23 protein-coding genes are annotated in these 20573 nt (G+C 29.9%); all 23 read right to left on the bottom strand.

The window, feature by feature from the left end:
- Window positions 1–14 precede the first annotated feature (14 nt).
- The 23 genes from fliS (KGF41_RS07770) to purE all read right to left on the bottom strand — a co-directional run bounded on the left by fliS (KGF41_RS07770) (window position 15) and on the right by purE (window position 20524).
- Window positions 15–371 carry a flagellar export chaperone FliS gene (fliS, locus tag KGF41_RS07770; RefSeq protein ID WP_227839310.1) on the bottom strand — a complete coding sequence of 119 codons (357 nt, stop codon included), beginning with the start codon at window positions 369–371 and terminating at the stop codon, window positions 15–17.
- Complete coding sequence (fliS, locus tag KGF41_RS07775) at window positions 371–766, bottom strand: flagellar export chaperone FliS (protein ID WP_227839311.1); 396 nt, start codon at window positions 764–766, stop codon at window positions 371–373. Before fliS (KGF41_RS07775) ends, fliS (KGF41_RS07770) begins: the two co-directional genes overlap by 1 nt.
- 21 nt (window positions 767–787) lie before the next feature.
- Window positions 788–1000 carry a carbon storage regulator CsrA gene (gene csrA / locus KGF41_RS07780; protein WP_227856543.1) on the bottom strand — a complete coding sequence of 71 codons (213 nt, stop codon included), beginning with the start codon at window positions 998–1000 and terminating at the stop codon, window positions 788–790.
- A complete protein-coding gene (gene fliW / locus KGF41_RS07785; RefSeq protein WP_227839312.1) occupies window positions 994–1386 on the bottom strand; it encodes a flagellar assembly protein FliW in 393 nt (130 codons plus the stop codon). The genes csrA and fliW overlap by 7 nt, the downstream gene beginning before the upstream one ends.
- A 15-nt stretch (window positions 1387–1401) precedes the next feature.
- Entirely contained in the window at window positions 1402–2334 is a 933-nt protein-coding gene (locus tag KGF41_RS07790) for a flagellar hook-associated protein 3 (RefSeq protein ID WP_227839313.1), read from the bottom strand.
- A gap of 18 nt (window positions 2335–2352) precedes the next feature.
- The gene (gene flgK / locus KGF41_RS07795) at window positions 2353–3663 is read right to left on the bottom strand and encodes a flagellar hook-associated protein FlgK (RefSeq protein ID WP_227850266.1); all 1311 of its coding nucleotides are present in this window, start codon (window positions 3661–3663) and stop codon (window positions 2353–2355) included.
- 17 nt (window positions 3664–3680) lie between these two features.
- Complete coding sequence (locus KGF41_RS07800) at window positions 3681–4097, bottom strand: flagellar protein FlgN (protein WP_227856544.1); 417 nt, start codon at window positions 4095–4097, stop codon at window positions 3681–3683.
- A gap of 4 nt (window positions 4098–4101) precedes the next feature.
- Complete coding sequence (gene flgM, locus KGF41_RS07805) at window positions 4102–4377, bottom strand: flagellar biosynthesis anti-sigma factor FlgM (RefSeq protein WP_227839316.1); 276 nt, start codon at window positions 4375–4377, stop codon at window positions 4102–4104.
- Window positions 4378–4528: 151 nt separating this feature from the next.
- Window positions 4529–4843, bottom strand: coding sequence for a FliM/FliN family flagellar motor switch protein (locus KGF41_RS07810; RefSeq protein WP_227834892.1), 315 nt, complete (start codon window positions 4841–4843; stop codon window positions 4529–4531).
- Between the two features lie 23 nt (window positions 4844–4866).
- On the bottom strand, window positions 4867–5295 hold the full coding sequence (locus KGF41_RS07815; RefSeq protein WP_227842644.1) for a YaaR family protein: 429 nt from the start codon (window positions 5293–5295) through the stop codon (window positions 4867–4869).
- 8 nt (window positions 5296–5303) lie between these two features.
- Window positions 5304–5972: a lytic transglycosylase domain-containing protein gene (locus KGF41_RS07820; protein WP_227842645.1), complete on the bottom strand. Its 669-nt coding sequence runs from the start codon at window positions 5970–5972 to the stop codon at window positions 5304–5306.
- A 38-nt stretch (window positions 5973–6010) separates the two neighbouring features.
- On the bottom strand, window positions 6011–6994 hold the full coding sequence (gene rfbB / locus KGF41_RS07825; protein WP_227842646.1) for a dTDP-glucose 4,6-dehydratase: 984 nt from the start codon (window positions 6992–6994) through the stop codon (window positions 6011–6013).
- A gap of 35 nt (window positions 6995–7029) precedes the next feature.
- Window positions 7030–7587, bottom strand: coding sequence for a dTDP-4-dehydrorhamnose 3,5-epimerase (gene rfbC / locus KGF41_RS07830; protein WP_227856545.1), 558 nt, complete (start codon window positions 7585–7587; stop codon window positions 7030–7032).
- A 49-nt stretch (window positions 7588–7636) separates the two neighbouring features.
- Window positions 7637–8506 carry a glucose-1-phosphate thymidylyltransferase RfbA gene (gene rfbA / locus KGF41_RS07835; RefSeq protein ID WP_227839321.1) on the bottom strand — a complete coding sequence of 290 codons (870 nt, stop codon included), beginning with the start codon at window positions 8504–8506 and terminating at the stop codon, window positions 7637–7639.
- Window positions 8507–8615: 109 nt separating this feature from the next.
- The gene (rfbD, locus tag KGF41_RS07840; protein ID WP_227827798.1) at window positions 8616–9488 is read right to left on the bottom strand and encodes a dTDP-4-dehydrorhamnose reductase; all 873 of its coding nucleotides are present in this window, start codon (window positions 9486–9488) and stop codon (window positions 8616–8618) included.
- A gap of 202 nt (window positions 9489–9690) precedes the next feature.
- Window positions 9691–13497, bottom strand: a complete 3807-nt coding sequence (locus KGF41_RS07845; protein WP_227839323.1) for a phosphoribosylformylglycinamidine synthase — start codon at window positions 13495–13497, stop codon at window positions 9691–9693.
- Between the two features lie 24 nt (window positions 13498–13521).
- The gene (gene purD / locus KGF41_RS07850; protein WP_227856546.1) at window positions 13522–14772 is read right to left on the bottom strand and encodes a phosphoribosylamine--glycine ligase; all 1251 of its coding nucleotides are present in this window, start codon (window positions 14770–14772) and stop codon (window positions 13522–13524) included.
- Window positions 14773–14782: 10 nt separating this feature from the next.
- Complete coding sequence (gene purH, locus KGF41_RS07855; protein WP_227824847.1) at window positions 14783–16315, bottom strand: bifunctional phosphoribosylaminoimidazolecarboxamide formyltransferase/IMP cyclohydrolase; 1533 nt, start codon at window positions 16313–16315, stop codon at window positions 14783–14785.
- Complete coding sequence (gene purN / locus KGF41_RS07860) at window positions 16308–16901, bottom strand: phosphoribosylglycinamide formyltransferase (protein ID WP_227434636.1); 594 nt, start codon at window positions 16899–16901, stop codon at window positions 16308–16310. Before purN ends, purH begins: the two co-directional genes overlap by 8 nt.
- The gene (gene purM / locus KGF41_RS07865) at window positions 16895–17971 is read right to left on the bottom strand and encodes a phosphoribosylformylglycinamidine cyclo-ligase (RefSeq protein ID WP_227827802.1); all 1077 of its coding nucleotides are present in this window, start codon (window positions 17969–17971) and stop codon (window positions 16895–16897) included. The genes purN and purM overlap by 7 nt, the downstream gene beginning before the upstream one ends.
- Window positions 17965–19332 carry an amidophosphoribosyltransferase gene (gene purF / locus KGF41_RS07870; RefSeq protein WP_227827803.1) on the bottom strand — a complete coding sequence of 456 codons (1368 nt, stop codon included), beginning with the start codon at window positions 19330–19332 and terminating at the stop codon, window positions 17965–17967. The genes purM and purF overlap by 7 nt, the downstream gene beginning before the upstream one ends.
- Window positions 19333–19343: 11 nt before the next feature.
- Window positions 19344–20042 (bottom strand): phosphoribosylaminoimidazolesuccinocarboxamide synthase, encoded by a 699-nt coding sequence (gene purC, locus KGF41_RS07875; protein ID WP_227452069.1) that lies wholly within the window; start codon window positions 20040–20042, stop codon window positions 19344–19346.
- 5 nt (window positions 20043–20047) lie between these two features.
- Window positions 20048–20524 (bottom strand): 5-(carboxyamino)imidazole ribonucleotide mutase, encoded by a 477-nt coding sequence (gene purE, locus KGF41_RS07880; protein WP_003425290.1) that lies wholly within the window; start codon window positions 20522–20524, stop codon window positions 20048–20050.
- Between the last annotated feature and the right edge of the window lie 49 nt (window positions 20525–20573).

A 20573-nucleotide genomic window follows, 5' to 3' on the forward strand; every position in this document is an offset into this window, starting at 1 on the left:
CCCCCCATCCATAATTATACTTCTAATTTACTATAAACTTCATGCCATGTATCTCTAATCTGTTCTACTATTGGCAATATGTCATCAATTATTTTAATATCTTTATTTACATCAGCTCTTATTAATTCAGCTTTTATAAATTCATAAACCTTATACATATCCTTTGCCCATTGTCCTACATTTTGGTCTAATGTAGTCATTAATTCTGTAAATATATTTTGAACTCTCACAAGTTCACTATGTGCTTTCAAATAATCCTTATTTAAAAGTGCTACTCTTGATATATTAGTATATTCTACTGTAGCATCTACAAGCATTAATAGTAGTTCTTCTTTTGATAACTCATTTAGTTTATCTAAATTTAAATCCATTATTTATACCTACTTCTTTCTTCTTTACTTTTTTTATCAGCTTCATGCCATGTATCTTTAATTTGCTCTATTACAGGTAACACATTATCTATTATCTGAATGTCTTTTCTAATATTGGCTCTTGAAAGTTCATATCTTACAAAATCATAAACTTTGTACATATCTTTTGCCCATTGTCCTGCATTTTGGTCCAATGTAACCATTAATTCTGTAAATATATCCTGTACTCTTATAAGCTCTCTATGTGCTCTTTGTGTATTTTTATCTACAATAGCTCTTCTGGCTATTTTTGTATATTTTACTGCCCCATCAACAAGCATAAGCAACAATTGTTCTTTTGATGCCATAAAAACAGCATTTTGCTTATAAGAACTATAAGGGTTTTCTCCATACATATATTACTTCCTCCAAGAATTTTATTTTAATGATTTTAAAATTTTTATATTTTTATTTGTAGCCTTTATATTTTCACTCTTTACTTTCTCATATATTTCTTTTCTTAGTATATTTATATTGTTAGGAGCTGATATGGCTAGTTTGACATTATTTCCATCTACTCCTACAACTTTGACTTCTATGCTCTCTCCTATAAGTACTGCTTCATCTTTTTTCCTTGAAATGACTAGCATCCACCATCACCTCTCAGTAATGGATGCCTTATTGAATATTTCTCATCCTGTAAAATTATTTGCATTCCAAAATTATTTCTTACATTTATTACTATAGGAGCTTTCATGTTCACAGTTGATTCTTCAAGCGTCTGTCCAAGAGTGATTATGTTCAATAACATAATATCATTTGGAGATTTCACTTCTAGTTTTTCAATTGTATCCTGATTTAAGACTATCTCATATTCTTTAATAATTTCAAATGGTGATACAACAATAAATCCTATACAATCTTCCTCAGTAGAATTAAACTCTTTTAAAATATCATTATTTTCTATATCTAAAAGTTCATATTCTCTTAGATTTTCAAATCCTAGTATACCTTTTTTCAATGTAACTTTCATCATATATGCGTTATTTTACTATATGTAATCTAATATAGATACATTAAATAACTTTCCTCCTGTTTGTAGAGAAGCTTGATAAGTTAATTCTGCTGCCTTTAATTGAACAAGCTTTTCTCCATAATCTATCTCTTCATTTTGCGATAAAATATCCTTCAATTGTATCAAACTATCATCATTTTTTTCCTTCATAGCCTCTACTGTATTTGCTTTTGTACCATATATAGACCTAACATTTACTGTATTTTCTATTAGTTGTTCCATGTCACCTAAACAAGTTGTTGTCAGCTCTTTTATAGCATCAGCATCTGGATTTGCTAATTTTTTTGATATATTATTTAACTCTTTAAAGGGGTCAGCCTGTGTTGGGTCAAATCCAAGACTACTCAATTTAACATTATAATCTACACTTATTCCTTGAGCTATATCCATACTCAAAGAGTCATTTAATTTATTAAGATTTAGACTAGAATTAAACTTTAAACTCACTGAACCATCAGCATTATCTATACATTCAACAGGAGGTACACCTGTATTTGAACCTGAAAATATGTATTTTCCTTCATGTGTTGCATTTAAAGCATTTGCAATTTCTTTCATTTTTTCATTAGTTGAGTTGCTAAGAGTCTTTAGTTCATCCTCTGAATATGCACCATCACCACTTGCTACTAAATTTTTCTTTATATCTGACAACAACTTTCCAAGCTGATCTAATGAAGTATCAGTAGTCTCTAACCAACTTGCTGTATCTTTACAATTCTCAACATAAGTCTCCATAGTTTTTATTTCACTTTTTGAGTTCAATATTTTTATTGCTTTATATGGATTATCGGATAGTTTGTTTATTTCTTTTGTTGTATTAACTTGTCTATTAACCTTATCTAATCTTTGTAGATTATCTTGTAGCGAGTTTAGATAACTGCTAGACATCATACCTGTACTAACTCTCATTATAAATTCCCCCTTCTATTAAATTATTCCATTTATTACAACATCCAACAGTTGCACAGCTGTTGACATAACTTTTGCACTAGCTTGATAGGAACGTTGTACTTTTATAAGCTCTGTCATTTCTTCATCCAAAGATACACCAGAAACACTCATTCGTGAGCTATCAATATTATTTATAATTTTACGTTGATTCACTTCATCTTGATTCACCTTTTTAGAATCTAAACCTACTACTTCTGCAAAAGCTTTATAGTGGTCACTTATTGTACTTACTTTTCCACCAACTGCCCCAATATCTATTTTTTCATCTTTTAGCTTAGCAATCTTTGAAGCCTCATCAGCAGTAAGCTTTAATTCATTTGGGTTACTCTTTATAGCTGGATTTACCTTTATGATATCTTCACCAGCTACATTTGACGTTATAAAAAAATCTGTTACTGTTATTCCAGCAGATGTATTATAAACATCATTTATTTGTTTAGCTAATCCATCAGATACGTCTTTTAAATCGCTTTTATATGTATCAATCTTACCATGCATTTCAAACAAGCCTTGTAAGGTTCCTGATACACCTGTTTTCCAAGTTCCATCTGCATTTTTTAATTCATTAAGTTCTAATTTTCCATCTGCAAGCATACTTTTAACATCACCATTTTCAAGGTCTAATTTAAAACTTAAGTCATCTAATATTCTATCTCTTTCATCAAGCAAATCATTTGGAGTAGAGCCAGAACCAGATATAACATCAATAGATTTATTCAAATCTTCAAGACTTTTTAACATGTCATTTATCTGTTTTATCTCAGAGTCTATATTATCATCTATATCTCCTTTTAACTTATCAAGTTTCTTATAACTCTCACTTATTAAAGTTGCTAGATTTGATGCATTTTCTACCACCAGACTTTTTTTACTATCACTATTGATATCTTTTGCTAATGATTCCCATCCTTTAAAAAAATCATCTATTCCTGCAGATATACCATAATCTGATGGTTCATTTATTATAGTTTCTATAGTATTATAATAGTCATACTTTGAAACTGTATTACCATATTTATGAGCTTCTGCTCTAAATTGGTAATCATAAAAACTATTTCTAGCTCTTGTTACATTTGTTACATGCACACCTGTACCTAATTGACCTCTTCCAATTGCATTGTTCAAACTAGGCATATACATTGGACTATTTGTTGCAAATTCTGTCCTTTGCCTAGAATAACCTTCTGTATCTAGATTACTTATATTATGAGAAATTGTCTGTATTGCTTTTTGATGCGCATTCATTCCTGAATTAGCTGTATTTAAAATGGAAAATAATCCTGCCATATTTCTCCTCCCAATATTTATTTTCTAATATTTCCATAAGAATTATAAGTTGTAGTTTGTTTATCAGCTGGTTTTATAAAATTAATCATTTTTTTCGTAAAAATAAGTTCTTTCTTTATCAGAGAATCATTTGATTCTTGTTGATTTTTAGCTAAAGCAATAATGTGCTTTAAGTCTGTATATATTTCTTTTAAATATTCATCATTACTATTTTCAACAACTTCACTCATTGAAATATCATCATTAAAAAGTTGTCTTCTCTTTATCTCTATAGATGCAAGTTCTCTACTAATATCTTCTAGCTCAGGATTTAACCTATTTAAATTTTCTATATCTTTTACAACTATATAATCAAATTGTTCTTTTAATAATTCCATCATATTATTAAGTATCTTTTTTTCTTCATATATTATAACTTTTAAGTCTGTAATCATGACTTTATCCTCGCATATCCTCTATCATTTTTTTCGCAATTTCTTCTGGTTTTATTTTGTAAGTTCCATTTTCCAATGCATTTTTTATTTCATCGATTTTTTTATTTCTAATAGTCTCATCACTCATATTTGATACACTTGCCATTTCCTTTGCAAATTTAGATAGCTCTATCTTGTCTGTTTTACTAGTTTTTTGAACTTCTTCCACTTTTTTTACACCTGATGTATTCTTTAAATAATTATTCACTACAATATTTGAACTTACATTTTTAATATCCATAGTTTCACCTCCAAAATTACATACTTATAATTTAGTTATCGCTCAGAAAACAAAAACATTTATATGATTTAAACATATTTTAAATTTTTTATAAAAATATCCCCTTAGCTAAACTCATACAGAATAGCCTAAAGGGATACTATTTAAAATGCTAATTTATATCTGAATCTTCTATTTTAGATAATCTTACAGATAATTTCTCATTTGTAATAATGCTTTCTCCATAAGCAAACAATCTATCATTTGCATATATATCTAATTTTTCATCCACATTCTTATTTAGTTTTATTATAGAGCCTTCTTTTAAATCTAATATATTTTTTATTGTTTCTGTTGTGTTTCCTATAGAAACAGCTACGTTTACTTTTGCATTAAAAACATTTTGATTTTCTTCTATAACACCAGTCTTTTCTTCTATTAGTTGCCCAAAATTCAATTCATATATATCCTCTTTTTTGCTATTCATAAAATTTTTCTCCTTGTATAACCTTATCTATACATATCTATCAACAAGCCTTGTATCATATCAACAGTAGAAACAATATCTATGTTTTCTTTTTCTTCACTAAGTAACTTACTAGTCATATCCTCAAGTTTATTGTCAACAATCTTTACATTCTTATAATACTGATGCTCCCAAAAGCTACTATTTTTATCAAGTGAATACATGTTATCTACAACAGATTTTAGGTATTCTTTTACTGCATTTTTATATATACTAATATCGCCATAGTTTTGAGTAAGTACAAGCCTTTCCCCTGCCTTTTTTACACTTTCCAGATTTCGTTTTATATCTTCTATTGAAGAAGATTGTTTTACAGAGTTTAAGTTATCATAAAATTTATTATTTTCTTTCAGTTTCTTAACCTCTATATTTCTACTTGGACTTATGTTTAGTTTATCTATATTTATACCCATAATAAAGCCTACCCTCTATAATATTTCATAACCTTAGGAATATAATTTTGTGTTTCTTTTGGCATTTTATACAAGTCAGAAATTGATTCTACCCCTCTACTTTTCATCCTTCCAGGACCACCATTATATGCCATTAATCCCATTTCTATGCTCCCTCCAAACATATCAATATATTCCTTAATGTGTCTAGTTCCAGCATCTATATTTTGCTCTATATTAAAAGGGTCTGTAACACCCAAATCTCTGCAATTTTCTGGCATAAGTTGCATAAGACCCTTCGCACCAGCAGAAGATACAGTATTTGGATTAAAATCCGATTCAACTTTAATTATTGCTTTTATAAGATTCGCATCCACATTATATTTTTTTGATGCTTGCTCTACAGCATTTTCAATTCTTGACTTTACATTTTTATCTTTTGTATCAACGTCTATAAACCTACTAGCTGTATTATTTACTACATTATCAAGCTCGTTAAATAAATTTTCAGAATTAGACAATAAATTATATCCATTAGAAGTCTGTTGATTATTTTGTGACAATGCTTTTAACAATGTCATCATAATCATATCAAATCCAGATGAATTATTATATGTACAGTTACACTGATTTGTAGTGTTGCTACCAGATAATTGAGTCAATGCCAATATATTAATTAATGAACTTATCTCATTCAATATAAAACTCCCCTTTCTAAATTTTATAAACATCCAATCTAAACTGATAGAACAGATTTCCACCAATATTCATGCTCTATATACCATTTAACTGTTTCTTTTATACCTGAATCAAAATCATATTTTGCCTTCCAACCTAACTCATTCTCTATTTTAGATGGATCAATAGCATATCTTAAATCATGACCAGGTCTATCATTTACATAGGATATTAAATCCTCAGATTTACCTAAAAGATTTAATATAGTTTTTACTACTTCTATATTACTTCTTTCATTATGACCACCTATATTATAAACCTCACCTATATTACCTTTATGTATTATTAAATCTATAGCAGTACAATGGTCGTATACATGTAACCAATCTCTTACATTTTCTCCATTACCATACACTGGCAAATCTTTATCTTCTAAGGCATTTAAAATCATAATAGGTATTAATTTTTCAGGGAAATGATATGGTCCATAATTATTTGAACATCTAGATATGGTTGTTGGCAAGCCATATGTTCTATAGTAAGAGTTCACCAATAAATCTGCTGATGCTTTAGAGGCTGAATAAGGAGAACTTGGATTGATAGTAGATTGTTCTGTAAAAAATAAATCCTTTCTATCAATTGGTAAATCACCATAGACTTCATCTGTAGAAATCTGATGATACCTTTTTACTCCATATTTCATAGATGCATCTAGAAGCACTTGAGTTCCTATAATATTTGTTTGGATAAATAATTGTGGATTTTCAACTGACCGATCCACATGAGATTCAGCAGCAAAGTTAACAACCATATCAAATTTTTCTTCTTCAAATAAATTATATACCTGTTCTCTATCTGAAATATCTCCCTTAACAAATTTATAATTGGGCTTGTCTTGTATTTCTCTTAATGTTTCCAAGTTACCAGCATAAGTCAACAAGTCTAGATTAACAATAAAATAATCTACATACTTATTAAGCATATAATGTACAAAATTACTTCCAATAAATCCTGCTCCTCCAGTTATTAGTATTTTTTTCATATTTTTCTCCTAAATGTTAATTCTAATAAATTTTATTAACGTTCTATACAAATATCTTTAAAACTTTTTTGTTTTTTGTCCTTTGCTGATAGGAATAGTTCTTCAATTCCTTGTAAAGGCCACTCAATCGATATTTGCTTATCATTCCATATAAAACCACTCTCAAATTCTGGATAATAATAATTTGTACACTTATAACTAAATACTGCTTTTTCTGATAAAACTAAAAATCCATGTGCAAATCCTTCTGGAATATAAAATTGCTTTTTATTTTTATCAGACAGTATTATTCCTTCCCACGCTCCAAATGTTTGTGAATCTTTTCTTAGGTCAACTGCAACATCGAAAACTTCTCCCTCTGTAACTCTGACTAATTTTCCTTGAGGATATTTAGTTTGAAAATGCATTCCTCTTAAAACACCTTTTCTCGAGCTAGACTCATTATCTTGAATAAAACACATATCAAGACCCTGCTCTATAAAATCCTTCTTATTGTAACTTTCCATAAAATATCCTCTTTCATCACAAAACGCATTTGGTTCGACTATATATAATCCGTCTATTTTTGTCTTTATAAAATTAAATTTTCCCATTATAACAAACTCCCTTAATAAAATTTATAATAAATTTTATTTACCATAATTACATATCTTCACTAGCCAAATTTAATAGATATTGACCATACTCAGTTTTTATCAGTGGTTTGGCTAATTTCATTAATTGTTCTCTACTTATGTATCCTTTTGTATATGCAATCTCTTCTAAACATGCTATGTACAATCCTTGTCTTGTTTGAACCACTTCGACATAGTTAGAAGCATCTAATAGACCTTTATGTGTACCAGTATCAAGCCAAGCCATACCTCTTCCTAGAAGTTCTACCTTTAATTTTCCTCTTCTTAAATATTCATTATTTATCGAAGTTATTTCTAATTCACCTCTATCTGATGGTTCAACAAGCTTTGCTATTTCTACAACATCATTGTCATAAAAGTATAACCCTGGTATAGCATAATTAGATTTAGGTATTTTAGGTTTTTCTTCTATTGATAAAACATTAAAATCTTTATCAAATTCTACAACACCAAACGCATTTGGATTACTAACATGATATCCAAATATAGTTGCTCCAGTTCTTTTAACTGCATTCTCTAATCTTTCACTAAATCCATACCCATAAAATATATTATCACCTAATACAAGAGATACACTATCATTTCCTATAAATTCTTCTCCTATTATAAATGCTTCTGCAATCCCATTTGGTTTCTCCTGAGTTGCATATGTTATTTTAAGTCCTAATGAACTTCCATCTCCAAATAATTCCTCAAATGCTGTTATATCTCTTGGTGTGGATATTATTAGTATATCTTGTATCCCTGCCAACATAAGAACTGACATAGGATAATATATCATTGGTTTATCATATATTGGAAGTGTTTGTTTTGATATACATTTTGTTATAGGATATAGTCTTGTTCCAGACCCTCCTGCTAAAATAATTCCCTTCATATTTATTCCATCCTTAAAATTGTTTTTGTCATATTATGATTATCGGATAAATAAAAGAAATATTTATATTTTATGTAATATCTTATTTTATTTTCTACAATCAGTATATTTATTTCCTATCTATGTCATATACTTTTAGATACTCTTCAATAGACTCTTCCCATACTCTAAACGAATTTAATCCTATTAATTTTAACATAAAATTATCTAGTACAGAGTATTGTGGCCTTTGAACCTTACTTTTAAAATCACTACTTTTAATTGGATTTACTTTTATATCTATATTTTTTAATTCAAATATCTTTTTAGCAAAATCATACCAACTGCATTGCCCTTCACATGTGGCATGATAAACTCCATAATTCTCTGTCTCCATGATTCTTATTATAACCTTTGCTAAGTCTACTGTACTTGTTGGACTTCCAAACTGGTCATTAACCACATTAACTTCTTTGTTTTCTAAAGAAAGTTTTATCATAGTCTTTACAAAATTATTCCCATCACCATATAGCCATGCTGTTCTCAATATAAAGTACTTATGTGAGAATTGTTCCACAAATTTTTCTCCCATAAGTTTACTTTTTCCATACACAGAATTAGGTTCAGTTTTATTATCTTCTCTATATGGATATTTAGAAAAACCATTGAATACATAGTCAGTTGATATATGAACAAGTTTAGCATTAACTCTTTCTGATGCGATTGCTAGACTTCTTGCTCCTAATGCGTTTATTTTATATGCAATTTCTATATTATCTTCACATACATCAACCTTCGTGTATGCTGCACAGTTTATAACTACATCAGGTTTGTTATATAAAATAAAATCATCTACATTAATTTGATTAGATATATCCAAATCATCTCTTGTTGTAGCTAATATAGTATATTTTGGTTGATTCATACTTTGATTGATTGATTTTAATTGGTTGACCAATTCTTTTCCTAATTGGCCATTAGACCCTGTTATTAATATTTTCATTAATTATTTTCATCCTCCAGTAAATATTCAATTCCTCTTAATAATTAATTATAACATAGCTTATATTTTGACTTGCGTAGAATATATTTTTATGTAAGTAAAAAAGAGATGTAATATCAAATGATTATCATCATATTATTACATCTCTCTAAGTCTAAATATTTAAAATATATGTTTTAATTACCAATTAATTATCAGAATCCTATCTAAAATACTTAACTCCAGATTCAAATATCTTTTGGTCTTTTTCACCTATGATATTCTTAAATACTTCCCCACCAATTCTCTCAGAATGTCCCATTTTACCAAACACTCTACCATCAGCACTAGTTATACCTTCAACAGCATAGAATGAACCATTTGGATTAAACTCAATATCATAAGTAGCTTCATTATTAAAATCAACATACTGAGTTGCTACTTGTCCATTAGCAATTAATTCTCTCATAACATCTTCACTAGCAACAAATTTACCTTCTCCATGAGAAATTGCTATATTGTGAATATCTCCAACATTAGTTTGAGCTAACCAAGGAGATTTATTAGATGAAATTCTAGTTCTAGCAATCTTAGCTTGATGACGGCCAATATTATTGTAAGTAAGTGTTGGTGCACTTTCACTTGGAACTCTTATTTCTCCATATGGAACTAAACCTAACTTAATTAACACTTGGAATCCATTACAGATACCTAACATTAGACCATCTTTTTGAGTTAAAAACTCATTTATAGCTTCTTGAACTCTAGGGTTTCTAAATACAGTAGCTATAAATTTACCAGAACCATCTGGCTCATCACCAGCACTAAATCCTCCTGGTAACATTATTATTTGAGAAGATTTTATTTCATTCACTATTGTATCTATAGAATCTTCTATGTCTTTATAAGTTAAATTCTTAAATACTCTTATATTTGCATTAGCCCCTGCTCTTTCAAATGCTCTTGCAGAATCGTATTCACAGTTTGTTCCAGGGAATGCTGGTATAAATACTCTTGGAGTAGCTATACTTAATGATGATTTTTTAGCTTCTCCTTGTGATATATAGCTTATAGTCTCTATTTTTGATTTTACTTCTTCTGTTTTAGTTGGGAATATAGGCTCTAAAGTACTACAATGCGCTTTATATAATTCATCTAATAAAAGTTCTTCGCCTTTAATGAATATACTAGCATCTTTAACTGTACTTCCAAGCACTATGTAATTATATTCATCTAACATGCTCAAATCATCATTTGCTAATTCAAGTACTATATTTCCATAACTAGCTTCAAATAATTTATCATCTGTACATACTTTTTCAGCTTCTTCACTAAACTTAAATCCTATTTTGTTACCAAAAGCCATTTTACTTATTGCTTCTCCCACACCTGCAAATCCTAATGCATATGTTGATAAAACTTTATTTCCATGTATAAGTTCTCTTACTTTATCTAAGTTTTTCTTTAATTCTTCAAAGTCTATAACATCATTTTCTGATTTATTTACACATAACATTACTACTTTTGAATCTGCTTTTTTAAATTCTGGAGATACTACTTTCTTAGCGTCTACTGTATCAACAGCAAATGAAACTAATGTTGGTGGAACTTCAATGTCCTTAAATGTACCAGACATACTGTCTTTCCCACCTATAGCAGGTATCTCAAACTTACTTTGTGCATAAAATGCTCCTAAAAGTGCTGAGAATGGTTTACCCCATTTTTCTGGATTGTTACCAAGTTTTTCAAAGTATTCTTGGAATGTAAGTCTTGTTGTGCTGTAATTTCCTCCAATAGCAACTAATTTACATACAGATTCTACTACTGCATATAAAGCTCCATGGAATGGACTCCATTTTCCTACTTTTGGATTATATCCATAAGTCATTATTGTAGAAGTATTAGTCTCTCCACCAAGAACTGGTATCTTAGCAACCATACCTTGAGTTGGAGTAGCTTGGTACTTTCCACCAAATGGCATAAGTACTGTATTACCACCAATTGTATTATCAAACATCTCTACTAATCCTTTTTGAGAACAAACGTTAAGGTCTGATAATACTTTTGTAAATTTATCTTTCATACTTGCAGATTTAACATCTTTTACTATTTCATTAGAAGCAAAGAATGTATTTTCTTCATCTACTTTAGCAACATGAACATCAGTAGTTTGTTTTACTCCATTTGTATCCAAAAACTCTCTATTTATATCAACAATTGCCTTTCCATTCCAGAACATTCTTAAATATCCTGTGTCAGTTACTGTAGCTACATGTGTAGCTTCTAAGTTTTCTTCTACAGCTAATTGTATAAATTTATCTTTATTTTCTTTTTTTATAGCTACTGCCATACGCTCTTGTGATTCTGATATTGAAAGTTCTGTTCCATCAAGTCCATCGTATTTTTTAGGAACTAAGTCTAAATTTATATCTAAACTATCAGCAATCTCACCTATAGCAACACAAACTCCACCTGCTCCAAAGTCATTACATCTTTTTATCATTTGAGCAACTTCTTTATTTCTAAAGAATCTTTGTATTTTTCTTTCGTTAGGAGCATCACCTTTTTGAACTTCCGCACTACAAGTTAATATTGACTCTTCACTATGTTCTTTAGATGAACCAGTTGCACCTCCACAGCCATCTCTTCCTGTTTTTCCTCCAAGAAGAACTATTACATCTCCTGCTTCAGGTCTTTCTCTTACTACATTTTCTTTTGGTGCTGCTGCTATAACCGCACCTATTTCCATTCTCTTTGCAACAAAGTTTTCGTCATATACTTCTGCAACTTGTCCAGTTGTAAGACCTATTTGGTTACCATATGAGCTATATCCATGAGCTGCTTCTGTAGTTATTTTTCTTTGCATAAGCTTTCCAGGTAAAGTGTCCTCTAAAGTTGTTCTTGGGTCAGCACTTCCTGTAACACGCATTGCTTGATAAACATAGCTTCTTCCTGATAATGGGTCTCTTATAGCTCCACCTAAACAAGTAGCTGCTCCACCAAATGGCTCTATTTCAGTTGGATGGTTATGAGTTTCATTTTTAAACATTACTAAATATTTTTCCATCTTTCCATCAACTTCAACATCTACATTTATACTACATGCATTTATTTCTTCACTTTCGTCTAAATCATTTAACTTACCATTTTTCTTTAATTCTTTTACTGCAACTGTAGCTATATCCATTAAGCATATATCTTTGTGTCTGTTTACATATACATTGTCTCTTGAGTTAAGATACATTTGATACGCTTCTTTTACTATATCATTAAACTTACCATCTTCTATTTTTACATTTTCTATTTCAGTCATAAAAGTAGTATGTCTGCAATGATCAGACCAATAAGTATCTAAAACTTTTATTTCTGTTATAGTTGGGTTTCTCTTTTCTGCATCTTTAAAGTATTTTTGAACATGTTGTAAGTCTCCTAAAGTCATTGCTAACCCTTTGTCACTTACAAATGATTTTAATCCATCTTCATTTAAATCTATAAATCCATCTAATATTTCAACTGATGTTGGTATCTCAGTTTCCATTTTTAATGTTTCTGGTTTTTCTAAAGATGCTTCTCTACTATCCACTGGATTTATGCAGTAATCTTTTATTTTGCTAAATTCTTCATCAGTTATTTTACCTGATAATATATAAACCTTTGCTGTATTGATAGCAGGTCTTATACCTTGATTTACTATTTGGACACATTGAGCTGCCCAGTCACCCCTTTGGTCATATTGACCAGGTAGGAATTCTATTGCAAATACTCTTTCTCCATTTAATTCTGGTATTTCCTCATAGTATACTACATCTAGATTTGGCTCAGAAAAGATTGTCTTTGCTGCATTTTCGTAAACATCTTCTGATATTCCTTCTACATCATATCTATTTAATATTCTTAAATCTTCTATACTACTTATGTGTAAACTTTCCACTAAATCCTTTTTTAAAGCTTTAGCCTCAAGGTCAAAACCTTCTCTTTTTTCAACTAGTACTCTTCTAACCATTGAGTCTTTATTTTCAGTATTCAACATACCTTATCCTCCATTTTAGAAAAATTATCTTCCTATGTCTGTTCTATAGTGCATCCCTTCAAAGTTTACTTTCTTTATATTTTCATAAACTTTTTCTGCTGCATCCTTAACTGTAGTTGATTTTGCAGTTATACCAATTACTCTTCCTCCATTAGTAACTAAATTACCATCAAGCATCTTAGTACCACTGTGGAATACTACTATATCATCATCCAAATTTTCAAGACCAGTTATAACTTTTCCTTTTTCATAACTGTCTGGATACCCTCCTGATGTAAGCATAACACATACAGCTTCATCATCACTATAATTTATTTCTATGTCTTTTAACTTGTTGTCAAGTATAGCTTCCATTATTTCATGTAAATCTGTTTCTAATCTAAATAAAACAGATTGTGTTTCAGGGTCTCCAAATCTTACATTATATTCAAGTACTTTCTCTCCATCATCAGTTATCATAAGACCAACAAATAAAATACCTTTAAAGTTAAGTCCATCTTTTTTGAATCCTTCTAATGTTTTTTCTAGTACTGTTTCTTTTACTTTATTTGCTAATTCTTCTGTATAGATTTCACTAGGTGAAAAAGTTCCCATTCCACCTGTGTTCGGTCCTTGTTCATAATTGTTTACCTTTTTATGGTCTTTTGCACTTGCCATAGGAACTATTGTATCATTGTCTACAAATGCCAAGATGGAAGTTTCTATACCTTTTAAAAATTCTTCAATTACTATTTTATCTCCAGCAGTTCCAAATTTCTTATCTGACATCATTTCTTTTAAAGTTGCTATAGCATCTTCTCTATTTTCAGGTATTACAACACCTTTTCCAGCAGCTAATCCGTCCGCTTTTATTACTACTGGATACCCAAAGCTATCTATTTCTGATATAGCTTCTTCTAAGTTTGTATATTCTTTATATTTTGCAGTAGGTATGTTATGCTTTATCATAAAATCTTTTGAAAAAGCTTTACTTCCTTCAAGTTGAGCACATTTTTTATTAGGTCCAAATACTCTTAAACCTTCTTTTTCAAACTCATCTACTATTCCCATAACTAGTGGTACTTCTGGACCTACTATTGTTAAACCTATTTTGTTTTCTTTGGCAAACTTTAAAAGTCCTTCTATATCAGTATCACCTATATTTACACATTCTGCTACATTTGCAATTCCTGCATTACCTGGTGCACAATAAACTTTTTCTACATTTTTTTCATTGCTTAATTTCCAGCATATAGCATGTTCTCTTCCGCCACCGCCTACAACCAATATCTTCATAATATCCTCCTTAGTGTTTGAAGTGTCTTATTCCTGTAAATACCATAACCATATCATACTTATCACAAGCTTCTATTGAATCTTTATCTTTTATAGAGCCACCTGGCTGAACTACTGCTGATATTCCATATTCATGAGCTAATGTTACACAATCATCAAATGGGAAAAATGCATCTGATGCTAAAACAGCTCCTGTAAAATCTTTATCTTTATTATTTTCAAGAGCATTTTTTAATGCCCAAATTCTTGATGTTTGTCCACAACCTAGAGCTAGAGTTTGACCATTTTTTACTATTGCAATTGCATTTGATTTCATATTTTTTACTACTCTCATACCAAATTCCATATCTTTAAGTTGTTCATCTGTTGGTTTTGCTTTTGTTACATTTTCGCTTTTTTCTGCTAATGTATTATTTCTATCTTGTATCAATAATTTTCCATCTAAGTATTTCATTTCATATGGCTGTAAACTATTTTCTATCTTAGCTAATTTTAAGATTCTTAGGTTTTTCTTTTGTTTAAGTATCTCTAATGCTTCTGGTTCAAAATCATACGCTACTACTATTTCTAAGAATATTTCATTTAATTTCTCTGCTGTAGCTTTGTCTATAGTAGAGGTTATTCCTACTATTCCACCAAAGATTGATACTTTATCTGCTTCATAACATTTTGTATATGCTTCAAAAGCATCTTTTCCTAATCCTACACCACATGAATTAGCATGTTTTATAGCTACTGAAACTACTTCTTCACTGTCTTTAAATTCTCTCATAACTTCTAAGCAACCATGTAAATCATTTAAGTTGTTGAAAGAAAGTTCTTTACCACCTAGTTGTTCATAATTTAATATTGGATTTTTTGCATTTGATTGTGAATATAAGAAACCATTTTGATGTGGATTTTCTCCATATCTTAAAGTTTGCTCTTTTTGGAAAGTTAAATTTAATATGTCAGGATATGTATCTCCTACTTCTCCAGCAAAATAGCTAGATATTAAAGCATCATATCTTCCTGTAGTTGAGAAAGCTTTATATGATAATTTTTTTCTATCTTCTAATGTCATTGTGTCTGTTTTTAATTTTTCTATTATAGAATCATAATCTTTTATATCTACTACTACTATTACATCTTTATAGTTTTTAGCAGCAGAACGTATCATAGATGGTCCACCGATATCTATATTTTCTATCATTTCATCATGGCTTTTTCCAGCTTTTAAAGTTCCTTCAAAATCGTATAGATTTACAGCTACTAAATCTATTGAATGTATTTTATGTTCATTTACAGTTTCTACATGAGATTCTTTGTCTCTTTTGTAAAGTATTCCACCATGTATATATGGATTTAATGTTTTTACTCTTCCATCCAATATTTCTGGGAAGTTTGTAACATCTTCAACTTGCATTACATTAACTCCATTTTCTTTTAATGTCTTAAAAGTATTTCCTGTAGATATAATTTCATAATCTAATTTATTTAATTCTTTAGCAAATTCAACTACACCTGTTTTGTCAGTTACACTTATTAAAGCTCTCTTACTCATTTATAAACACTCTCCTACCTTGAAGTTTTAATTTATTTTCACAAAAAAGACTTAAACTCTCTTCCAAAATCCTATGTTCAACTTCTAACACTCTTTTTGCAAGTGTTTTTGCATCATCATCTTGATTTACCTTAACTACATCTTGCATTATTATTGGTCCAGTGTCAGCACCTTCATCCACAAAATGAACTGTAGCACCAGTTACTTTAGCCCCATAATCTATTACTCCCTGATGGACTCTTTCTCCATAGAATCCAGCTCCGCAAAATGAAGGAATTAATGATGGATGTATGTTTATCATTTTGTTTCTAAACTCATTAACCAGTTTTGGGCTGATTATTTTTAAATAACCAGCCAAAACTACTAAATCTATTTTATTTTCTTTAAGAATTTCTATTATCTTGTCTTCATTAGTTTCGCAAATTGCCTTTATGTTATGATTTTTAGCTCTCTCTAAACCATAAGCATCTTGCTTACTTGAGATAACTACCTTAACCTGACCTTTTATCTTTCCAGACTCAGTACCATCTATAACTGCTTGTAAATTTGTTCCTCCACCAGATATTAAAACTCCTATATTTAGCATAATTCTACACCTTCATGACTATCTACTACTTCACCAATTATATATGCTTTATCTTCTAATAATTCACTATACTTTTTATCTACATAAGAAGCATTGTCATTTTCTCTATTATTTATAAAGTTTACAACATCGTTGGCATTTTCTTTATCTACTATTAAAACTAGTCCAATACCCATGTTAAAACTCTTATGAAGTTCTCTCTCATCTACAGCATTAAAACCTTCTATCATTTTGAATATAGGAGGTTTCTCCCAAGATTTTTTATTTATATCTAATCCTAATCTTTTAGGTATAACTCTTGTTATATTTTCTATAAGCCCTCCACCAGTTATGTGAGCTATAGCTTTTATATCATGTTTAGCCAATACATCTAAAGCTAACTTAACATATATTTTAGTTGGTGTTAAAAGTGCTTCCCCAACTGTCATTCCTAGTTCTTCTACATATTGTTCCATCTTATAATCATAAGTTTCTAAGAATATCTTTCTTATGAAAGAAAATCCATTACTGTGTACTCCACTTGAAGATATACCAACTAATACATCTCCTGATTTAACATCATTTCCAGAAACAATCTTTTCTTTGTCTGCTATACCTACAGAGAATCCTGCTAAATCATAATCATCATCTCCATACATTCCAGGCATTTCAGCAGTTTCTCCACCAATTAGTGCACAACCAGACATCTTACAGCCGTCTGCTATTCCGCCAACTACTTTTTCTATATGCTCAGGAACTAATTTTCCAAGAGCTATATAATCAAGGAAAAATAATGGCTTAGCACCTTGACATATTAAATCATTTACACACATTGCAACTAAATCTATTCCAACAGTATCATGCTTGTCCATCATTTGAGCTATTTTTAACTTAGTCCCAACACCATCTGTAGATGCAAGCAAAACTGGTTCTTTCATCCCTACAAAATCTTTTAAACTGTATAATCCACTGAAATTACCTAAATCTCCAACTACATTTCCATCATAAGTTCCTTTTATTTTACCTTTTATAAGGTCTACTGCTCTATTTCCTTCATCTATATCTACACCTGATTCTTTATATGTTAACATGAAAGTAGTTCCTCCTTATCAATTTTCTTAACTGGGTATTCTCCATCAAAACAAGCTTTACAGAAAGTAGACTTATGTTCTGCTGCATCTAACATTCCTTCTATATCTAGGAATTTTAAACTATCACATCCAATATATTCTCTCATTTCTTCTACGTTGTTACTTGATGCAATTAACTTAGAGCGATTTGGAGTATCTATTCCATAATAACAAGAGTAAGCTACTGGAGGAGATGTTATTCTAAGATGAATTTCTTTTGCTCCTGCTTCTCTTAAAGATTTTACTAACTGTTTAGATGTAGTTCCTCTTACTATTGAATCATCTACTAAAATTATAGATTTTCCTTTTATTACTGTTGAAAGAGGATTTAATTTTATTTTTACAGCTATTTCTCTTTCTTCTTGTGTAGGTTTTATAAATGTTCTTCCTACATATCTATTTTTAACTAGACCTTCACTTATTTTTAATCCACTAGCATTTGCATAACCAATAGCCCCTGGCCAACCTGAATCAGGAACTGGAACTACTACATCTGCTTTTACATTTTCATCTTGAGCTAATCTTTCCCCACATTTAATTCTGAATTCATATGCATTTACATTATCTATAGTTGCATCATTTCTTGCAAAGTATATGTGTTCAAATATACAACTTTTCTTAACTGGTTTATAATTTTCTGAGTAAAAATATGATTTTAATTCGCCATCTTTAACTACTATTATTTCTCCTGGCTCTACATCTCTTACAACTTCTCCGCCAAGTATGTCTATTGCACAATTTTCTGATGCAAATATATATTCATCACCCTTTTTACCAAGTACAAGAGGTCTAAATCCATGTGGGTCTCTAACTGCAACCAATTCATCTTGACTCATTATTACAAGAGCATATGCACCTTTGATATAGTCCATTGTTACTTTTAAACTTTCTACTATATCACCTTTGTAATATCTTGCAAGTATATATAAAATTACTTCTGTATCTGAATTAGTTTGGAACATATATCCATCTTCTTCTAGCATATCTTTTAAATAATTTGCATTTACTAGATTTCCATTATGAGCTATAGCTAATTGTCTTTTTCTGCAACTTCCAACTAAAGGCTGACAGTTAGAAACATGACTTCCTCCAGCTGTTGAATATCTAACATGTCCAATACCTATATTTCCTTTTAACTTAGATAATTCACTTTCCTTAAAAACATCTCCAACTAATCCCATATCTTTTTTGTACTTAATTTCTCCATCATCTAAAAGAGCTAAACCACAGCTTTCCTGCCCTCTGTGTTGCATAGAATATAAAGAATAATATAGTTCTTTAGTTACATCTTTATTAGAGTAAATCCCTAAAACTCCACACATACATTTGCCTCCTATTTATTATTCATTCTCGAAAGTACTTCCGTATAACCTTCTACAAGGTCTCCAAGGTCTCTTCTAAATCTGTCTTTGTCTAATTTTTCATTTGTGTTTACATCCCAAAGTCTACAAGTGTCTGGTGATACTTCATCTGCCAATATTATGTTTCCTTCTGAATCTTTACCAAATTCTATTTTAAAGTCAACTAACTTTAGGTTTAATTTTAAGAAGAATGCTTTTAGCAATTCATTTATTTTTAGAGTTTCTTCTCTTAAGAATTTTAATTCTTCTCTAGTTGCTAATTTCATTGCCACTGCATAATCGTCATTTAGCATTGGGTCACCATAATCATCATTTTTATAGCTTATTTCAAAGATTGGCTCATCGAAAACTACACCTTCTTCAAGACCAACTCTTTTGCAAATAGAACCAGCAGCAATATTTCTTACTATCACTTCTAATGGTAAAATTTCTACTTTCTTAACTAACATTTCTCTATCTGATAAACTTTTTATAAAGTGTGTATTTATATTATTTTCTTTTAACATTTCAAAGATTATTGTTGATATCTTATTATTTAGTATACCTTTTGAAGATATTTCTGCTTTTTTTTCTCCATTAAATGCTGTTGCATCATCTTTATAATAAACAACATATTCATTTTCATTATCTGTAGAATATACTTGTTTTGCTTTTCCTTCATATAATAACATTTCTGTTACCCCCTTAAATTCTTGTCGTCTTCTAGCACCTTTTGTGCCATTTCTTCTCTATATGATTTCAAATCTTCTTTTAATTTTGGGTATTTTAGAGTCATTATTTGTAATGCCAATAAAGCTGCATTTAAACCTAAATCTATTGTAACTGTTGCAACTGGTATTCCTTTTGGCATTTGAACTATTGATAAAAGTGAGTCTAATCCATCCATAGTTGATGATTTAATAGGCAATCCTATTACTGGAATTAGAGTTTGTGAAGCTATTACACCTGGTAGATGTGCTGCTTTTCCTGCTGCTGCTATTATTACATCTGTATCATCTTCTATTTCTTTTAGGAATATTGAAAGTTGTTCTGGTGTTCTATGAGCAGATAATGCTCTTGCTACAACTTCTATTCCATATTTTTCAAGCAGTTTTATCCCTTCTTCTAATTTTGGATAATCTGATTTTGAACCCATAACTACTGCTACTTTCATTAGACTTCCCCTCTCCGTTTATAAGTTATTTTAAATTTTAAATCATTCG

It is taken from the genome of Clostridioides sp. ZZV14-6150 (genome assembly GCF_020657875.1).
Lineage (GTDB): Bacteria > Bacillota > Clostridia > Peptostreptococcales > Peptostreptococcaceae > Clostridioides.